This window comes from Bacteroidia bacterium (assembly GCA_020852255.1).
Classification (GTDB): Bacteria; Bacteroidota; Bacteroidia; order JADZBD01; family JADZBD01; genus JADZBD01.
Map to the genome: position 1 here is coordinate 63,235 of JADZBD010000023.1, position 14,861 is coordinate 78,095.

The window sequence follows — 14,861 nt, forward strand, 5'->3', positions numbered from 1 at the left end:
CCTAAATATACAACCTTTAGTCAGTGATATTATTTTTTTTGCTTCATCTCCTCCATGTAGGTGTGGAGAATATCCCGTGAGCGGATATAGCCGAGCAGGGTGCCATTTTCCACCACGGCTACTTTATCATAATCATTTTCAAGCATGATCCGCATCGCTTTCCCCAGCGAATCCGGCTTTTCTACAAAGGCGGCACGGGTGTTTACCAGACTGGCAATGGGTAATTGATGGTCTTCACCCTGTTCTACCGATACTTTCCTGAGTGACAACATTCCGCAGAATTCTCCTTTTCTTCCCTTCACAACAAAGTCGCCTGCATGAATGGAGGCTGAAAGTTTCAGCACGTCGTCCATGGATTGGTCAATGTGCAGGGTAGCCAGGTTGCGAGGCTGGGGGAATTTTTCTCCCACTTTCAGCCTGTCCATAATGTCGCTTTTCATATCCCATAGGTGGGCCGGACTCTGAAACCGGTTTTCAACCTGATTCTTGTAAATTGAGAATCGTTTGGATAGTATAAACGTGAAGATGGAAACGATGATCAGGGGCGGGAGCAGTGAATAGGAGCCGGTCATCTCGCAGATCATGACAATACCCGCGATCGGTGCTTTTGCCACCCCCGCATAGAAGGCGCCCATTCCTACCACAACATAAGACCCTACATTAATATAAACACCGGGTAAAATCCATGAGGCCAGATATCCTACCGCGGCTCCCAGCATGCCTCCGATAAAAAGGGAGGGACCGAATATTCCCGCGGAACCACCTGTGCCGATGGTCAGGTTGGTGGCAATGATTTTCAGGAAGGCAATGATCAGAAAAGCAACAGGAACTGCCAGGAGTGAAAGTCCGAGAAAAATCGGCTTCTTTCCATCGGCCACTGCGGAGAGAAAATCACTTCCGGTGCCCGCTACTTCAAAAAACACTAATGAAATAATTCCAACGATCAGCCCGCCAAAAGCCGGCTTGAGGGCAGAAGACAAGTTTAGCCTTCCCATGATTCTCCGGGTGATATTGAACCCTTCTATGAACATCCATCCGAAGGGAAGGCAAAGAAATCCCAGTAAAATGTAAAATATAAGCTCCTTGTAGCTAACCAGTCCTGAATCATGAATTAACAGAAAATGAGAAGGGCCTGTAACTCCAGCATAAATGAGATAAGCAACCACGGAGGAGATAAAACAGGGGATAAGTGCATCACTTTCAATATCCTCCTTGTAAACCATTTCTGCAGCAGTAAGCGCACCACCCAGGGGTGCTTTAAAAGTAGCACCCAGTCCGGCGGCTGTTCCTGACAATAGCAAGGTTCTTCGTGCCCTGCTACCTGCCTTTGCAACGGAAGCAACGATTGAACCTATTCCTGCTCCTATCATGGCGATGGGACCTTCTTTTCCACCGCTGCCGCCTGTAGAAAGGGTAAAAACAGTGGCGATTGATTTAATGAGGGGAACCTTTGAGTCCATTTTCCCCTCCTTGTTATGAAAGGAATCGATGAGTTCGTCGGTACCTGTTCCGGCGCTGCTGGGTGAAAACTTCCGTATGAGGAGTCCGCAAAGTAATCCGCCGGCTGCCGGAAGCAAAACAACGGCCAAAGCCACTCCCGGATGATGCATCAACCGGAATCCGCTGGTTGCAAAATCATTGTCGTAGGAGTAATGGATCATCTGGCTCACGGCTTCTGTTGACAGATCCAGCAGCCAGGAAAAGAGAAGCGCAAAAACACCCGCAACGCCTCCGGTAACCAACGAAAGAATGTAAATATTATATGCTCCTGCCCGTTTAGAAGACATCCATCGGAATTTGTGCGAAGATAGCGCCCTTTGCCCGGAACCTGTATAGGAGGCATTAAAAGTAAATTGCTATTTTTACCCCGTTTGCATTCTATAATCATAAAACAAGAGCTATGAGCAATACCGAAGCCTGGGGTTCCAGGGTAGGCTTGATCCTCGCTATGGCCGGTAACGCCGTGGGACTAGGGAATTTTTTGCGTTTTCCCGTGCAGGCCGTCCAGAATGGAGGGGGTGCGTTTATTATTCCCTATTTGGTCTGTTTTGTCCTGATGGGGCTCCCTTTGTTATTTGTTGAATGGGGAATGGGACGGTATGGCGGTGGACTCGGACAGCACAGTACACCGTTTATTTTTCATTCCATGGATCCGAAGAGATCTATCTGGAAGTATATCGGCGTCTTCGGAATTTTTACCAACCTGGCGGTGGCGGCCTACTATTGCTATCTGGAGTCCTGGACCCTTTCATGGGCTTATCATTCGGTGGTGGGAGATTTTAGTACGATGGGACAGGATGGAATTGGGAAGTTTTTTCAGGACTATATCGGATTGACAACCTGGGAGCCGGTCATTTTCTGGGTGATCTGCCTTGTGATAAATACATATATTCTTAGCCGGGGATTGAGCGGTGGAGTAGAAATAGCCGCTAAGGTGGGAATGCCACTCTTGCTCCTTTTCGGAGCCTTTCTCGCTTTCAAGGGCTTTACAGTAACAGCAGGGGAAGCCGGAGCAGTGAATGACGGTACGGTTGGGCTCAATTTTCTCTGGGAACCGAAATTCGATAGTATTCTGAATTTCGATGTGTGGCTGGCTGCGGCGGGTCAGATATTCTTTACCCTTTCTTTGGGGATGGGAAGTATTCACTGTTACGCATCCTACGTGAAAAAGAAAGATGATATTGCTCTTAACGCCATGTCAGCCGGCTGGATGAATGAATTTGTGGAAGTGGTGCTGGGAAGCGCAGTAATTATTCCTATCGCCGTCGGTTATCTCGGAATTGACAAAGTGGTGGAGATGACAGCAGGCGGAAGCGGCTTCAGCCTTGGTTTTATTACACTACCTTACTTGTTTTCTGAATGGGGTTCGGTAGTGTCAGTACTGGCCGGGGTAATGTGGTTTGGTTTGTTGTTTTTCGCGGGAATTACCTCCTCGCTGGCCATGGGTACCCCTGTCATGGGATTCCTTCAGGATAATTTCGGATGGAAACGGGAGGCCGCCGCCTGGACCTTCGGTCTGGCAGTGGCTCTGCTCGGTTTACCCTGTGTATTAGATCAGGGGGCTTTCAATGAGTTTGATTATTGGGCGGGAACGGTATCACTGGTGATATTTGCCCTGTTCGAGATTATACTATTCTCCTGGGTGTTCGGCATGAACAGAGCCTGGAAGGAAATTAATCTGGGAGCAGATATTAAAGTGCCAACAGCGTTTAAATTCATTATAAAGTTTGTAACGCCACTTTTTCTGCTGGTGGTTTTCATCGGAAGCCTTCCGGGTATCTGGGATAACATCACAAAGGAAGGAATATCCAATTATGTTCTCTTCGCCCGCTTCCTTCTTCTTTCACTGTTTGCAGGGATCTGCATTCTTGTTTACATGGCATATAAGCGCAATTCGCACCTTCAAAAACTCGGATCATGAGCACAGCAGCATTGGCAATGATGGTCATCACAATGGTACTTGTAACCCTGGCAACGGGATTGTTTTTCTGGAAGGTTCTTAAAACTCCTCCTAAAGCGGAACCGGATAGTTTTCAGGATAATGATAACGTGAAGCGCTGATCTTTAAAACCATAAGGTAGGGGCAGGGATTTTATCGTTCCTGCCTTCTTATTTTCACTCCATGAAACGATCATGGAGTTTTTATTTTTCTTTCAACCGGCGCGAACGCCGCGGAGTGATCACTCTGACATTCCTTAATCTGTGTGCACTTTGCGCATTGGCTTTCAAAGAGCGTCTGCCTATACAGAGTCCACTTCCGGCAATGGGACTTCGGAAATGGGAAGTGGTATTCCCTTCTGTAAGCGGACCTTCTTCGGTTACGGTAGAGCCTCCGGTTAAAAGGATCAGAATGAAAGGAAAAATCGTGGAGCTGAATACAGCGGATTCCGCAGTCTTGGTAAGTCTGAAAGGAATAGGCCCTTCCTTTGCCCGTCGCATCTTGCGGTACCGGGAGAGACTGGGAGGCTTTCATACCCTGGAGCAGCTCATGGAGGTCTATGGTATGGATAAGGAAAGGTTTACGCTTTTAAGCGAACAGGTGAGCGTTGATAGTTCACGTATTCGCCGCCTGAATATTAATACCCTTCCGGCGGATTCCCTGCGTGTCCATCCTTATATCCGCTGGAACCTGGCCAATCTGATTGTGAAGTACAGAGAGAAGCACGGATTTTACCGTGAAATCGGGGATCTGAAGCACCTGGATTTGGTGACTGATTCCATTTACTGTAAACTTGCACCTTATTGTAAGGTGCAATGAGCGGAAAAACACTGAGAGACAAGCTGAATGGGGTCATACGTGATGTTCCCGATTTTCCAAAACCCGGGATTCTTTTCAAAGACATCACGCCCGTTTTGCAGGATCCGGCGCTGTGCAGGGAAGTGGTAGACACCTTTGCAGAACAAGTAGGTGAAGATCGGGTTGACGCCGTACTTGGTATCGAAAGCCGGGGTTTTATTTTCGGTATGATGCTGGCCAACAAGCTAAATGTACCTTTTGTGATCGTTCGAAAAGCAGGAAAACTCCCTTTCAGAACACATCGCTATGAGTATTCTCTTGAGTATGGATCGGCAGTGATGGAAATGCATATAGACGCCATTCAGCCAGGCTGGAATGTGCTGGTTCATGATGACCTTCTGGCTACCGGAGGAACAGCGGCTGCTGCATCGGAACTGATTCATTTGCAGGGAGGAAAAACAGCAGGATTCTTTTTTCTGGTCGAACTCGGCTTTCTCCCCGGAAGGAAAAAACTGGAGAAATACTCAGGAAAAATCCTCAGTCTCGTAAGTTTTTAGAGGCTTTTCAGCGTATTTTTACGAAAATCTTTACGAGGACATGAACGATACCATGACGATGTCAGGAATAGACTTCGAGTTGAACGAAAATCAGCTGATGATCCGTGACATGATCCGGAAATTCAGCGAGGAACATATCCGGCCAAAAATGATGGAATGGGATGAAACTCAGGAGTTTCCCATCCCTGTTTTCAAAAAATTGGGCGAACTCGGACTCATGGGTGTACTGGTGCCTGAAACATACGGCGGAAGCGGGTTTTCCTATACAGAATACGTTACTGCGATTATAGAAATAGCAAAAGTGTGTGGATCAGTGGGGCTGTCTGTTGCAGCGCATAATTCACTTTGTACCGGACACATTTTGCAGTTTGGGAACGAAGAGCAGAAGAAGAAATATCTTCCCAGACTTGCCACGGCAGAGTGGATCGGAGCATGGGGACTCACGGAAGTGGGAACAGGATCAGATGCCGGTGGAATGATGACCGTGGCGAAAAAGGACGGAGATTTTTATGTGCTCAGCGGAAGCAAGAATTTTATTACACACGGGAAAAGCGGAAATGTAGCCGTAGTGATCGCCCGGACCGGAGAGAAAGGAGATGCCCATGGTATGACGTCTTTTATTATCGAAAAAGGCACTCCGGGATTTTCGGCCGGAAGAAAGGAAAACAAACTGGGCATGCGGTGCAGCGAAACAACGGAACTCATCTTTGATAACTGCCGGGTTCATAAGAGCCAGGTCATGGGGAAAGAAGGGGATGGATTTATACAGGCAATGAAAGTCCTTGACGGAGGACGGATATCAATCGCAGCCTTAGCCTGTGGCATTGCACGTGGCGCGTTTGAGGCAGCTGTAAAATATTCCAAAGAAAGAGAACAGTTCGGAAAGCCGATCTCGCAATTTCAAGCCATTGCATTTAAACTTGCCGACATGGGCACACGGCTCGAAGCCGCTGAGCTCCTTACCTTCCGGGCAGCGGATATGAAAAACAAAGGACAGAAGATGACCAAGGAAGGTGCCGTTGCTAAATATTACGCCTCCGAAGCGGCGGTGTGGATAAGCAACGAAGCTGTGCAGATTTTTGGCGGCTATGGTTATACAAAGGATTTTCCTGTAGAGAAATATTACCGCGACAGCAAGTTGTGCACGATCGGAGAAGGTACTTCAGAGATTCAAAAGGTAGTGATCGCCCGTGAAATACTTAAATAAAATTTAACTCCGGTTCATATGAAACATTTGTTCTTTTTATGCTGCATTCTGTGGGGAGCTCTACCTGCTCAGATTGAAATCATACAGTCAACAGGCGGACAAGTTCCCGGCGGAAATGCATCGCTCGTTCCCCTCGATGGGAACGGAACTCTGGCGCAGACCTATACGCTCACCAAGTGCGGTTTGAATTACGTTTCTTCCAGTCAGAAACTGGGGCAACGTTTCAGTCCCCCGGGTGTTCAGCAACCGGCCAACTTTCCCGTGAGCGGCTTGCCTAACTGTGCAATAATTGAAAAGGCATTTCTTTATTGTGACGCCAGCGGCGTGGGCTCGTCCATCACGGCCAGTATTACAAATCCCAATTCTGTTAACCAGAATTTTCCAATGACCCTCATCGGAAGCTGCGGGGACAAATGCTGGGGCTATTCCGGAACTTATTCGTACCGGGCCGATGTTACCTCCATCATCAGCGGAAACGGAACGTACGTGCTTTCCGGACTGCCCGTGAGTCAGCCGGACGATGTGGATGGTGCCACACTTTTCATTATTTACAGTGATCCTACACAAACCTATCAGGGCGATATCGTTATTTATGACGGGTGTAATGTGGGTATTGGATCCAACAATCCATCAACCATCTCACCCCTTACTATTTGCGCGAATCCTACCGTTGCCAATGGGTTTATGATTGTGGCCGATTACCAGGGCGTGGGAGCGCAAGTGGTGGTGAATGGATCGGCTCCGTTCAATATTGTGGACGACTGGTGGAACTATGTGGATCAGGCTACCACACTAACCACTTCAACCACTTCGTCCACTTTTGCCGCAAATGGAAATGGTTCAGACTGTTTCAATTTTATGATGATGGGACTTTACTGGCAAACCACAACCTGTGCCACTTGCACACCGGCTTCCAATCTCCTGAATGTAACTGCGAATGTGGTGAATGCCTCCTGCGGACAGTCTAACGGGAGTGCCACGGTTACGGTAACCGGGGGAACTCCACCGTATACGTACAATTGGTCGCCCAATAGTAATACAACGAATACTGCCACCGGACTTGCCGGAGGCACCTATTATGTTACCATCACGGATTCTACCGGTTGCGCCATGACGGTAGACACCATCTTTATTGCAGGATCATCACCCAATGCCTCCTTTACCGCATTAAACACCAGCGGTTGTGCACCGCATTGTGTCATTTTTTCGGATCTTACCTCCCCCGGTTGTACAACGGTGAACTGGAATTTTGGTGATAATACCACCGCCACCGGGTCGAATCCGACGCATTGTTATACTACCCCGGGTGTTTTCACAGTAACTATGATCTGTCTTGATGCTTCCGGCTGTGCGGATACAGTTGTCCAAACTGCTCTTGTAAATATATATTCGGTTCCCATTGCTTCATTCACCGCCACTCCTGCGCTGAATGTGGTTTCGCCTCCGGCAACACCGGTGCAGGTTTGTTTTACCAATACCAGCTCGAATGCGACGTTTTATTTGTGGGATTTCAATGATACAGGTGATGACACAAGCAATGCAGTATCTCCCTGTTATACCTTCCCGGATACGGGCACGTATTGCGTATCCCTGGTTGCAGCGAATGCCAACGGTTGTATTGATACTACCATCGCTTGCGTGATTATCCTTCCCGGAATAGAGCTCATCATTCCAAACGTCTTTACACCCAATGGAGATAATTCGAATGATATCTTCTATATACCTTCCATGGGGCTTAAAACGCTGCGGGTTAAAATTTACAACCGGTGGGGCAATTTTATTAATGAATGGGATAGCGTTACCGGAGGATGGGACGGAAAGACGCAAAGCGGTAAAGAGGCTTCCGACGGCGTCTATTATTACACCTTGTATGCTGAGGGTATTGATGCTTCCGTTGTGAATCAGGCCGGATGGGTGCAGCTGATCAGGGAAAAATAAATTAGCGGAAAAACTATCTTGGTCTTCCGGCTGAGTGAAAGTACTTCATGTAATAATTCTCGGTCAGGGAAGAAATCATCACCCCTTTGGACGTACTGGCGTGAATAAAAAAGTTATTCTGCAGGTATACGCCCGTATGTGAAATTTTAGCTGACCCGATGCTAAAGAACACAAGATCACCTTCGCGGAGTTCTGAACGCTGAATCCGGATGCAGTTATCGGCTATGGACCATGACGGGCCGTTCACCTCTCTGCCGTAAACTTCCTTTTGTAACCGTGAAACAAATCCCGAGCAGTCTATACCGCCCTCGTCCTTCCCGCCGTATTTATAAGGTACCCCGATCCAGTGATCAGTAAATTTATAAAGGGTGAAATCATGTATAGCAACCGGTTCCACTTGTAATAGCACAGAATACTTGTCACGCAGTTTTTGCTGCTGGGCCAATACAGAACTGCTGCTATACCTCTCCCTTCCGCAGGATGCGATCATCAGGGCGAACATTAATAAAAGGAGGCACCGGTTCATAAGGTAAAGGTAGACCTGACTCCGCCGCAAAACAGATAAGTGGGAAGGGGCATTTAAACAGGAGCCTGTTCAGTGTTCGACGAAAAGCCCCATTTAGCCGACAGAGACTGAAACATAACCACCTGATTATCAGTATAAGACTTGTTGAAAACATGTTAATTTCTAAAATTTGGCTAACTTTGGCATCCGGGAAATAAATACCCGTCTTAAGATTAGACTCTTCGGAGATTTCATACCCGTAAGTCATTCGTTGATAAAACGTTCCCTATGAGAAAACTCATTACCCCCCTCTTACTTTTTATGGGATTAGGAATGCAGGCGCAAGACGACCTTCAGATGATGGGAGTCACAGCCCCCATTACACCGGCTTGTTCCTATACTTCTACTGAGAGTATTACGGTAACATTCCGGAACAATGGTCCCAACCCCTTGACCAATGTAACCATTGATTTCTTTTACCGGGTAGATGCTAATCCGGTGAATTCCGACTTAGCGGTGTTTTACGCATCTATTCCAGTTGCGGCCGTTGTCTCTCATACGTATACAGTTCCTGCTGATTTTTCCGCCTCCGGAAATTACCTGCTGGATGCATGGCTTGTTTTTGCGGGTGACCCGGTTACGGCGAATGATTCACTCATTGATTTTCTGATTGAGAACACGGCCACTGACGGTGGAAATATTACACCGGGTACTGCGGTGGTTTGTAATGGTGCAAACAGCGGATCGCTGACACTCAGCGGAGAAACAGGTACAATTATAGACTGGCAGTATTCCACAGACGGTGGATTCACATGGAATCCTACAGGAAATAATACGAACACGTACAATTATCTGAATCTGGTGGTGAATACATTATTCCGGGTGGAAGTTCAGAATCCTCCTTGTCCTGTTACTTATTCTGACACTGCTTCGATAACGGTCAATGGCCCTTCGGTGGGCGGAACTGTAACCGCAGATGCCACAGTGTGTTCTTCCGGAAATTCCGGCACACTCAATCTGATCGGATCAACCGGTTCTGTGGTGAAATGGGAATATTCGGACGATGGTGGATTTAGCTGGAATGTTATCGCAAATACAACTACTTCTCATAACTACACCAACCTGACAGTTACCACCTTGTTCCGGGCCATTGTGCAGGCCACTCCCTGCCCCGATGATACTTCCACCTTTGCTACAATTACTGTGGATGCGGCCCCTGTGGGCGGAAGTGTCACCAGTAATGCTACAGTATGTGCGGGTTCCAATTCCGGTACCTTAACTCTGGGAGGACATTCCGGAACTATTCTGAACTGGGAATTCTCCACCGACGGAGGCTTTACCTGGACTCCCATCGCAAACACCACTACCACGCAGAATTACACGAACCTGCTGATCACTACCATGTATCGTGCAGTATTGGGCAACGGCGTTTGTGCTAATGTCAATTCTACTCCTGCTACCATAACCGTAACGCCTCCTCCCGCCGGAGGAATTGTTAGCGCAACACAAACAGTATGTTCCGGGTCAAACAGCGGAACGCTTACCTTATCCGGTCACGGAGGCGCTGTGGTACGCTGGGAACGTTCCGTTGACGGCGGATTCACCTGGATCACTATTGCCAACGTTACCACTTCCCAGAATTTTCTAAATCTGGTTACCACCACGATGTATCGCGCAGTGGTAAACAATGGGATATGTCCCAATGTCAACGCTACTCCCGCTACGGTTTTTGTGAGTCCGGCTGCAGTTGGTGGAACGGTGTCAACCAACGCCACAGTTTGTGCCCCTACCAATTCCGGTCTTCTTTCGCTTGCGGGGCACACAGGTACGGTGTCGCGGTGGGAATATTCCACGGATGGGGGATTCACCTGGGTGAACATTTCCAATACCACCACCTCTCATACATATTCTAACCTGACCGTAACTACCCGTTTCCGCGCACGCATCAGCAATGGTTCGTGTACGGCGGTGTCAACGGCGGCTATCATTACGGTTACTCCGGCATCCGTCGGGGGAACAACTTCATCGTCTGCCACGGTATGCTCCGGTACGAACAGTGGTACAATAACCCTTTCGGGACATAACGGAAGTGTAACGGAATGGCTGAGCTCTACCGTGAGCATCAACGGACCCTGGACACCTATCGCCAATACCACCACATCCCAGTCATACCTTAACCTTTCGGCCACAACTTATTATGCTGCAAGAGTGATGAGTGGTACATGTACAGCAGATACTTCGTCGGTCGTTACCATTACTATTGATCCTGTTTCCGTAGCGGGAACACTCAGTGCGGATAACACAGTGTGTGCCTCTTCCAATGCAGGAACCATTACCCTCGCAGGACAAACAGGCTCCATTCTCTACTGGGAAATGTCTACCGACGGCGGATTTACCTGGACCACCCTTTCCAACAATACTACATCCCAGGCTTATAATAATCTCACTCTTACAACTCAATATCGCGTTATAGTACGATCCGGAGTTTGTTCAGCGGATACTTCCAATGTGGTGACAATAACAGTAGATCCGGTAGTAGTCGGAGGTGCAGTAACATCGAATGCTGTCGTTTGTTCTGGATCCAACAGCGGAACTCTCACTCTGAGCGGACACATTGGTTCAGTTGTTTCCTGGTTATCCTCAACCACCAGTCCTGCGGGTCCCTGGTCAGTAATTGTGAATTCCACGACCTCGCAGGGCTATCTTAACCTGACAACCACTACTTGGTATTGTGCGATTGTACAAAGTGGTGTTTGCGGATCAGATACCAGCAGTGTGGCTCAGATTACCGTAGATGCAGTTTCATTGGGAGGAGTGCTTGCCATGAGTGACACAGTGTGTGGTGATGTGAACGGTGATACGCTGTCGCTTACCGGTTTTGTTGGAATAATCCAGGAATGGCAGTATTCAACCAACGGAGGATTTTCCTGGGTAAGTGTATTTACTTCTGATGACTCCCTCCTCTATACTAACCTTACAACCACCACCATGTACCAGGTGATCGTTCAGAACGGGGTTTGCCCTTCGGATACCTCGAATGCCATTACCATCGCCATCACCCCACCCTCCAATGGTGGTCTCACAGGACCTGACAAAGCCTTTTGTGAGGGCGTGAACAACGACTCGGTGATGGTTTCAGGCTACACGGGCACTATTTTGGGATGGATAATGTCCACGAGTGGTCCTGCAGGACCCTGGACTCCTCTTGTAAATACATCGGCTACTCAAACCTACAGCGGCCTGACAACCACTACCTGGTATGCAGCAGTAGTTCAAAGCGGCGGATGCACCCCTGACACGTCTTCGGTGGCTACGATTACCATTCACCCGAATCCGGTTTCAGTATTCAGTCCGGATACGAACAGGGTTTGTCTGGGTACTCCCATCACATTTACATCCTCCTCCTCTGTTTCAACAGGATTTATTGCCTCGTTCACCTGGAATTTTGGGGATAACATCTCCGTTGGAAATAATAACCCGGTGACACATACTTATCTCTATGCAGATACGTTTTATGTTTCTCTGATGGTTACTTCGAACCAGGGATGTACAGATACACTGGTAGATACCATGTACGTTAATCCGATTCCTTCTTCGGTCATTGTCGCCGCAGGACCGGTAACTTTCTGTTCCGGTGATTCTGTGATCCTGACCGCTCCTTCCGGCAGCAACTATACCTATCTGTGGACACCGGGTGGAGCCACCAGCCAAACAATAGTAGCAGATTCAGGTGCTGTTTATTATGTAACCGTTACCGATACACTTACCGGATGTTTCTCGTCAGACAGCATGGTTGTGACGGTGAACGCTCTTCCCGTAGTCAATGCCGGAAATGATACAACCATCAGTCTGGGTACGGTAATTAACCTGAATGGTTCTGGCGGCGGATCGTATGCATGGATTCCCACAACGGTTTCCAATCCTTTTATTGCGGATCCTGAGATTCAGCCAACCTCCACCACAACGTATATACTTACGGTGACCGACCAGAACGGTTGCCTGGGCTCCGACAGCGTTACAATAACTGTTGAAAATGATTACATCGTTCATGTGATGAATCTTCTTACTCCGAATGCCGACGGTTATAATGATTCCTGGGTGATTGACGGCATACTTTTTTATCCCGACAACACCGTTAAAATTTATAACCGGAACGGACAGTTGGTTTATTCCAAAGAGAACTACGATAACCAATGGACCGGCACGTGGAAGGATGTAGAATTGCCTGATGGTACCTATTACTATGTCCTTACCTTTTCCGGATCGGAAAAGATCTACAAAGGTTCTGTAACCGTTCTGAGAAATAACTGATCCTGTAATAACCCCTGAAAGAAACCAGCTATGAAAAAGCTTTTCCTCATAAGTTTCGCTCTTACCCTCGCCGTTACCGTCAGGGCACAGCAACTGCCATTGTACAGTCAGTATATGTACAATCCTTTCTTGCATAACCCTTCATTAACGGGATTCAAAGAGAGCCCTCAGGTTTTTCTTGTGCACCGGCAGCAATGGAGAGATATGCCCGGTTCTCCTGTGACTAACGCCCTTTCTGTAGATGGAAAATTTCCCGGAAATGAAAAAATCGGTATGGGTTTGTATGTGTACCAGGACGTAACAGATCTGATCGAGAGACTCGGACTGGGAGGCGCTTACTCATACAGTTTTCAGCTCAGCGGCGACCATTTCCTGTTGGCCGGTCTTTCATTCGGAGTTACCGATAATCAGATCGATTTCTCAAGGGCTTTAGTGATGGACAAAGATGACCCCTTCCTGTATTCAGACAAGCGACGCAAGATTTCAATGGACGCGGCCTTTGGTCTGACCTATTGGTGGAACGATCTTCAGGTTGGGTTTTCCGTTCCCCAACTACTGGGTAACGATGTCCGATATATCAGTAACGAGTCGAATGCATATTATCACCTGTCACGGCATTATACTGCCGGGGCAAAGTACAGCTTTAATATTTCCGAGTCCAATCAAATAAAGGGGGAACCTTCTGTAATGGTACGGATGATGAAAGGGGCCCCTGTGCAGGTGGATGTGAATGCGATGGTTTCCTGGAAAGATTTCCTTTTTGGCGGTTTCTCCTACCGGAGCAACTACGCAGTGGGTGCCCATTTCGGTATTAAACTGAATCATTCGCTGAGTGCAGGTTATTATTATGATTACGTTATCTCCGACATCGGGTCTTACTCAGGCGGAGGACATGAATTTATGCTCGGTTACGCCTTTGGGGGGAAGAAAGAGGAGAAGAAACCTGAGGAGAATAGTGTGCAGCAAATGACGGATAGTCTCCTGATGGTTCTGAAGAAGGAAAACCAGGAGCAGAAAACGGAAATTGACAGTCTGAAAAAGGCAGTAGATGATCTCAGGAATGTACCGGTTCCTGTAAATTATAATCCCGGTGGTAACAACACACCCGGAGGAAACAATACACCGGGAGGGAGTAATCCAAACAATCCGGGTTCCTCAAACACTACGCCCGTTGACACTGCGGGTCTTATTAAAAAGGCATCACTTACTGAGTTTAAAACGGAAATTGGCGCTACTATTGATCCGGGTTTCTATGTGATTGTAGGTGCCTTTAAAGGAGAAGGCAATGCCATGGAAGTTAAAGAGAAGTGGATTAAAATGGGTTACCAGACCAGCAAGGTCCTTTTCAACGCAAAACGCAAGTTGTTCTATGTAACTGTTCTGCAAACCCCGGTTAAAGACGCGGCTATCACTGAATTGAAGGAAGTGCGATCCGGTGCGGAGGATACCTGGATTTTTGAGATGAAGTAGCATCCGACCCCCGGTTTTCGGGGGTTTTTTATTGGTAATCAGGGCCTTGCGTTTACTACTGAAAAAGTGTAGTTTTGCAATCCAAGAAAAAAAGCAATGGATATTACAAAAGTGATCTCAATTAGCGGGTTTCCCGGCCTTTATAAAGTTGTGGCTCAGGCCAGCAACGGGCTGATCGTGGAGTCGCTGGTTGACAAAAAGCGGATGCCGGCCTATTCATCCTACAAGATTTCCGGCATGGAAGATATTTCCATGTTCACCACCGGTGATGATAAACCTCTGAAGGAAGTATTCAAAGCTATTTTTGAAAAGGAGCAGGGCGGACCTGCCTTAGATCATAAATCCACCGACGAAGAGATCCGGCAATACTTTGCCGTGATAGTTCCTGAATATGATAAAGAGCGTGTCAGGATTTCAGATATGAAGAAAGCGATTCAGTGGTATAATATATTACAAAAGACAGAATTGCTGACTGCGGAGGAACCAAAGGAAGACGAAAAGCTGAGCCTGGACAAGGATAAAGGCGCTGCCTCGCATAAGGGATCGCTGAAGGACGCTGGCTCCAAAACAGTTAAAACAAATGCTCCCCACGTGAAAACGCAGGGTGTCCGAAAGATTGGAGGAGGGTCCTGAGTA

The 14,861-nt window shown here is 47.7% G+C and carries 11 protein-coding genes; 9 read left to right on the top strand and 2 right to left on the bottom strand.

All coding sequences use genetic code 11. The annotated features are described in order from the left end of the window. Positions 1-29: 29 nt before the first annotated feature. Complete coding sequence (locus tag IT233_13055) at positions 30-1,787, bottom strand: chloride channel protein (GenBank protein MCC7303562.1); 1,758 nt, start codon at positions 1,785-1,787, stop codon at positions 30-32. A 113-nt stretch (positions 1,788-1,900) separates the two neighbouring features. On the opposite strand from IT233_13055, the gene IT233_13060 reads away from it, so the two are divergent. The 6 genes from IT233_13060 to IT233_13085 all read left to right on the top strand — a co-directional run bounded on the left by IT233_13060 (position 1,901) and on the right by IT233_13085 (position 7,939). Next, entirely contained in the window at positions 1,901-3,421 is a 1,521-nt protein-coding gene (locus IT233_13060; GenBank protein ID MCC7303563.1) for a sodium-dependent transporter, read from the top strand. Next, positions 3,418-3,561, top strand: a complete 144-nt coding sequence (locus IT233_13065) for a hypothetical protein (GenBank protein ID MCC7303564.1) — start codon at positions 3,418-3,420, stop codon at positions 3,559-3,561. Before IT233_13060 ends, IT233_13065 begins: the two co-directional genes overlap by 4 nt. A gap of 61 nt (positions 3,562-3,622) precedes the next feature. Beyond that, complete coding sequence (locus tag IT233_13070) at positions 3,623-4,258, top strand: helix-hairpin-helix domain-containing protein (protein MCC7303565.1); 636 nt, start codon at positions 3,623-3,625, stop codon at positions 4,256-4,258. Continuing rightward, positions 4,255-4,794, top strand: a complete 540-nt coding sequence (locus IT233_13075) for an adenine phosphoribosyltransferase (GenBank protein ID MCC7303566.1) — start codon at positions 4,255-4,257, stop codon at positions 4,792-4,794. Before IT233_13070 ends, IT233_13075 begins: the two co-directional genes overlap by 4 nt. Before the next feature lie 67 nt (positions 4,795-4,861). Continuing rightward, positions 4,862-6,001, top strand: a complete 1,140-nt coding sequence (locus IT233_13080) for an acyl-CoA dehydrogenase family protein (GenBank protein MCC7303567.1) — start codon at positions 4,862-4,864, stop codon at positions 5,999-6,001. Positions 6,002-6,019: 18 nt separating this feature from the next. Then, entirely contained in the window at positions 6,020-7,939 is a 1,920-nt protein-coding gene (locus tag IT233_13085; protein ID MCC7303568.1) for a gliding motility-associated C-terminal domain-containing protein, read from the top strand. A 13-nt stretch (positions 7,940-7,952) separates the two neighbouring features. Here IT233_13085 and IT233_13090 read toward each other — a convergent pair whose 3' ends face one another. Next, on the bottom strand, positions 7,953-8,429 hold the full coding sequence (locus IT233_13090) for a C40 family peptidase (GenBank protein MCC7303569.1): 477 nt from the start codon (positions 8,427-8,429) through the stop codon (positions 7,953-7,955). Positions 8,430-8,732: 303 nt separating this feature from the next. Between IT233_13090 and IT233_13095 the strand changes: the two genes are divergently transcribed. From IT233_13095 to IT233_13105, 3 genes are all read left to right on the top strand, one after another. Beyond that, on the top strand, positions 8,733-12,755 hold the full coding sequence (locus IT233_13095; GenBank protein ID MCC7303570.1) for a gliding motility-associated C-terminal domain-containing protein: 4,023 nt from the start codon (positions 8,733-8,735) through the stop codon (positions 12,753-12,755). A 30-nt stretch (positions 12,756-12,785) separates the two neighbouring features. Next, positions 12,786-14,225 carry a type IX secretion system membrane protein PorP/SprF gene (locus tag IT233_13100; GenBank protein MCC7303571.1) on the top strand — a complete coding sequence of 480 codons (1,440 nt, stop codon included), beginning with the start codon at positions 12,786-12,788 and terminating at the stop codon, positions 14,223-14,225. A 96-nt stretch (positions 14,226-14,321) separates the two neighbouring features. Further along, positions 14,322-14,858: a DUF5606 domain-containing protein gene (locus IT233_13105; GenBank protein MCC7303572.1), complete on the top strand. Its 537-nt coding sequence runs from the start codon at positions 14,322-14,324 to the stop codon at positions 14,856-14,858. Positions 14,859-14,861: the final 3 nt, after the last annotated feature.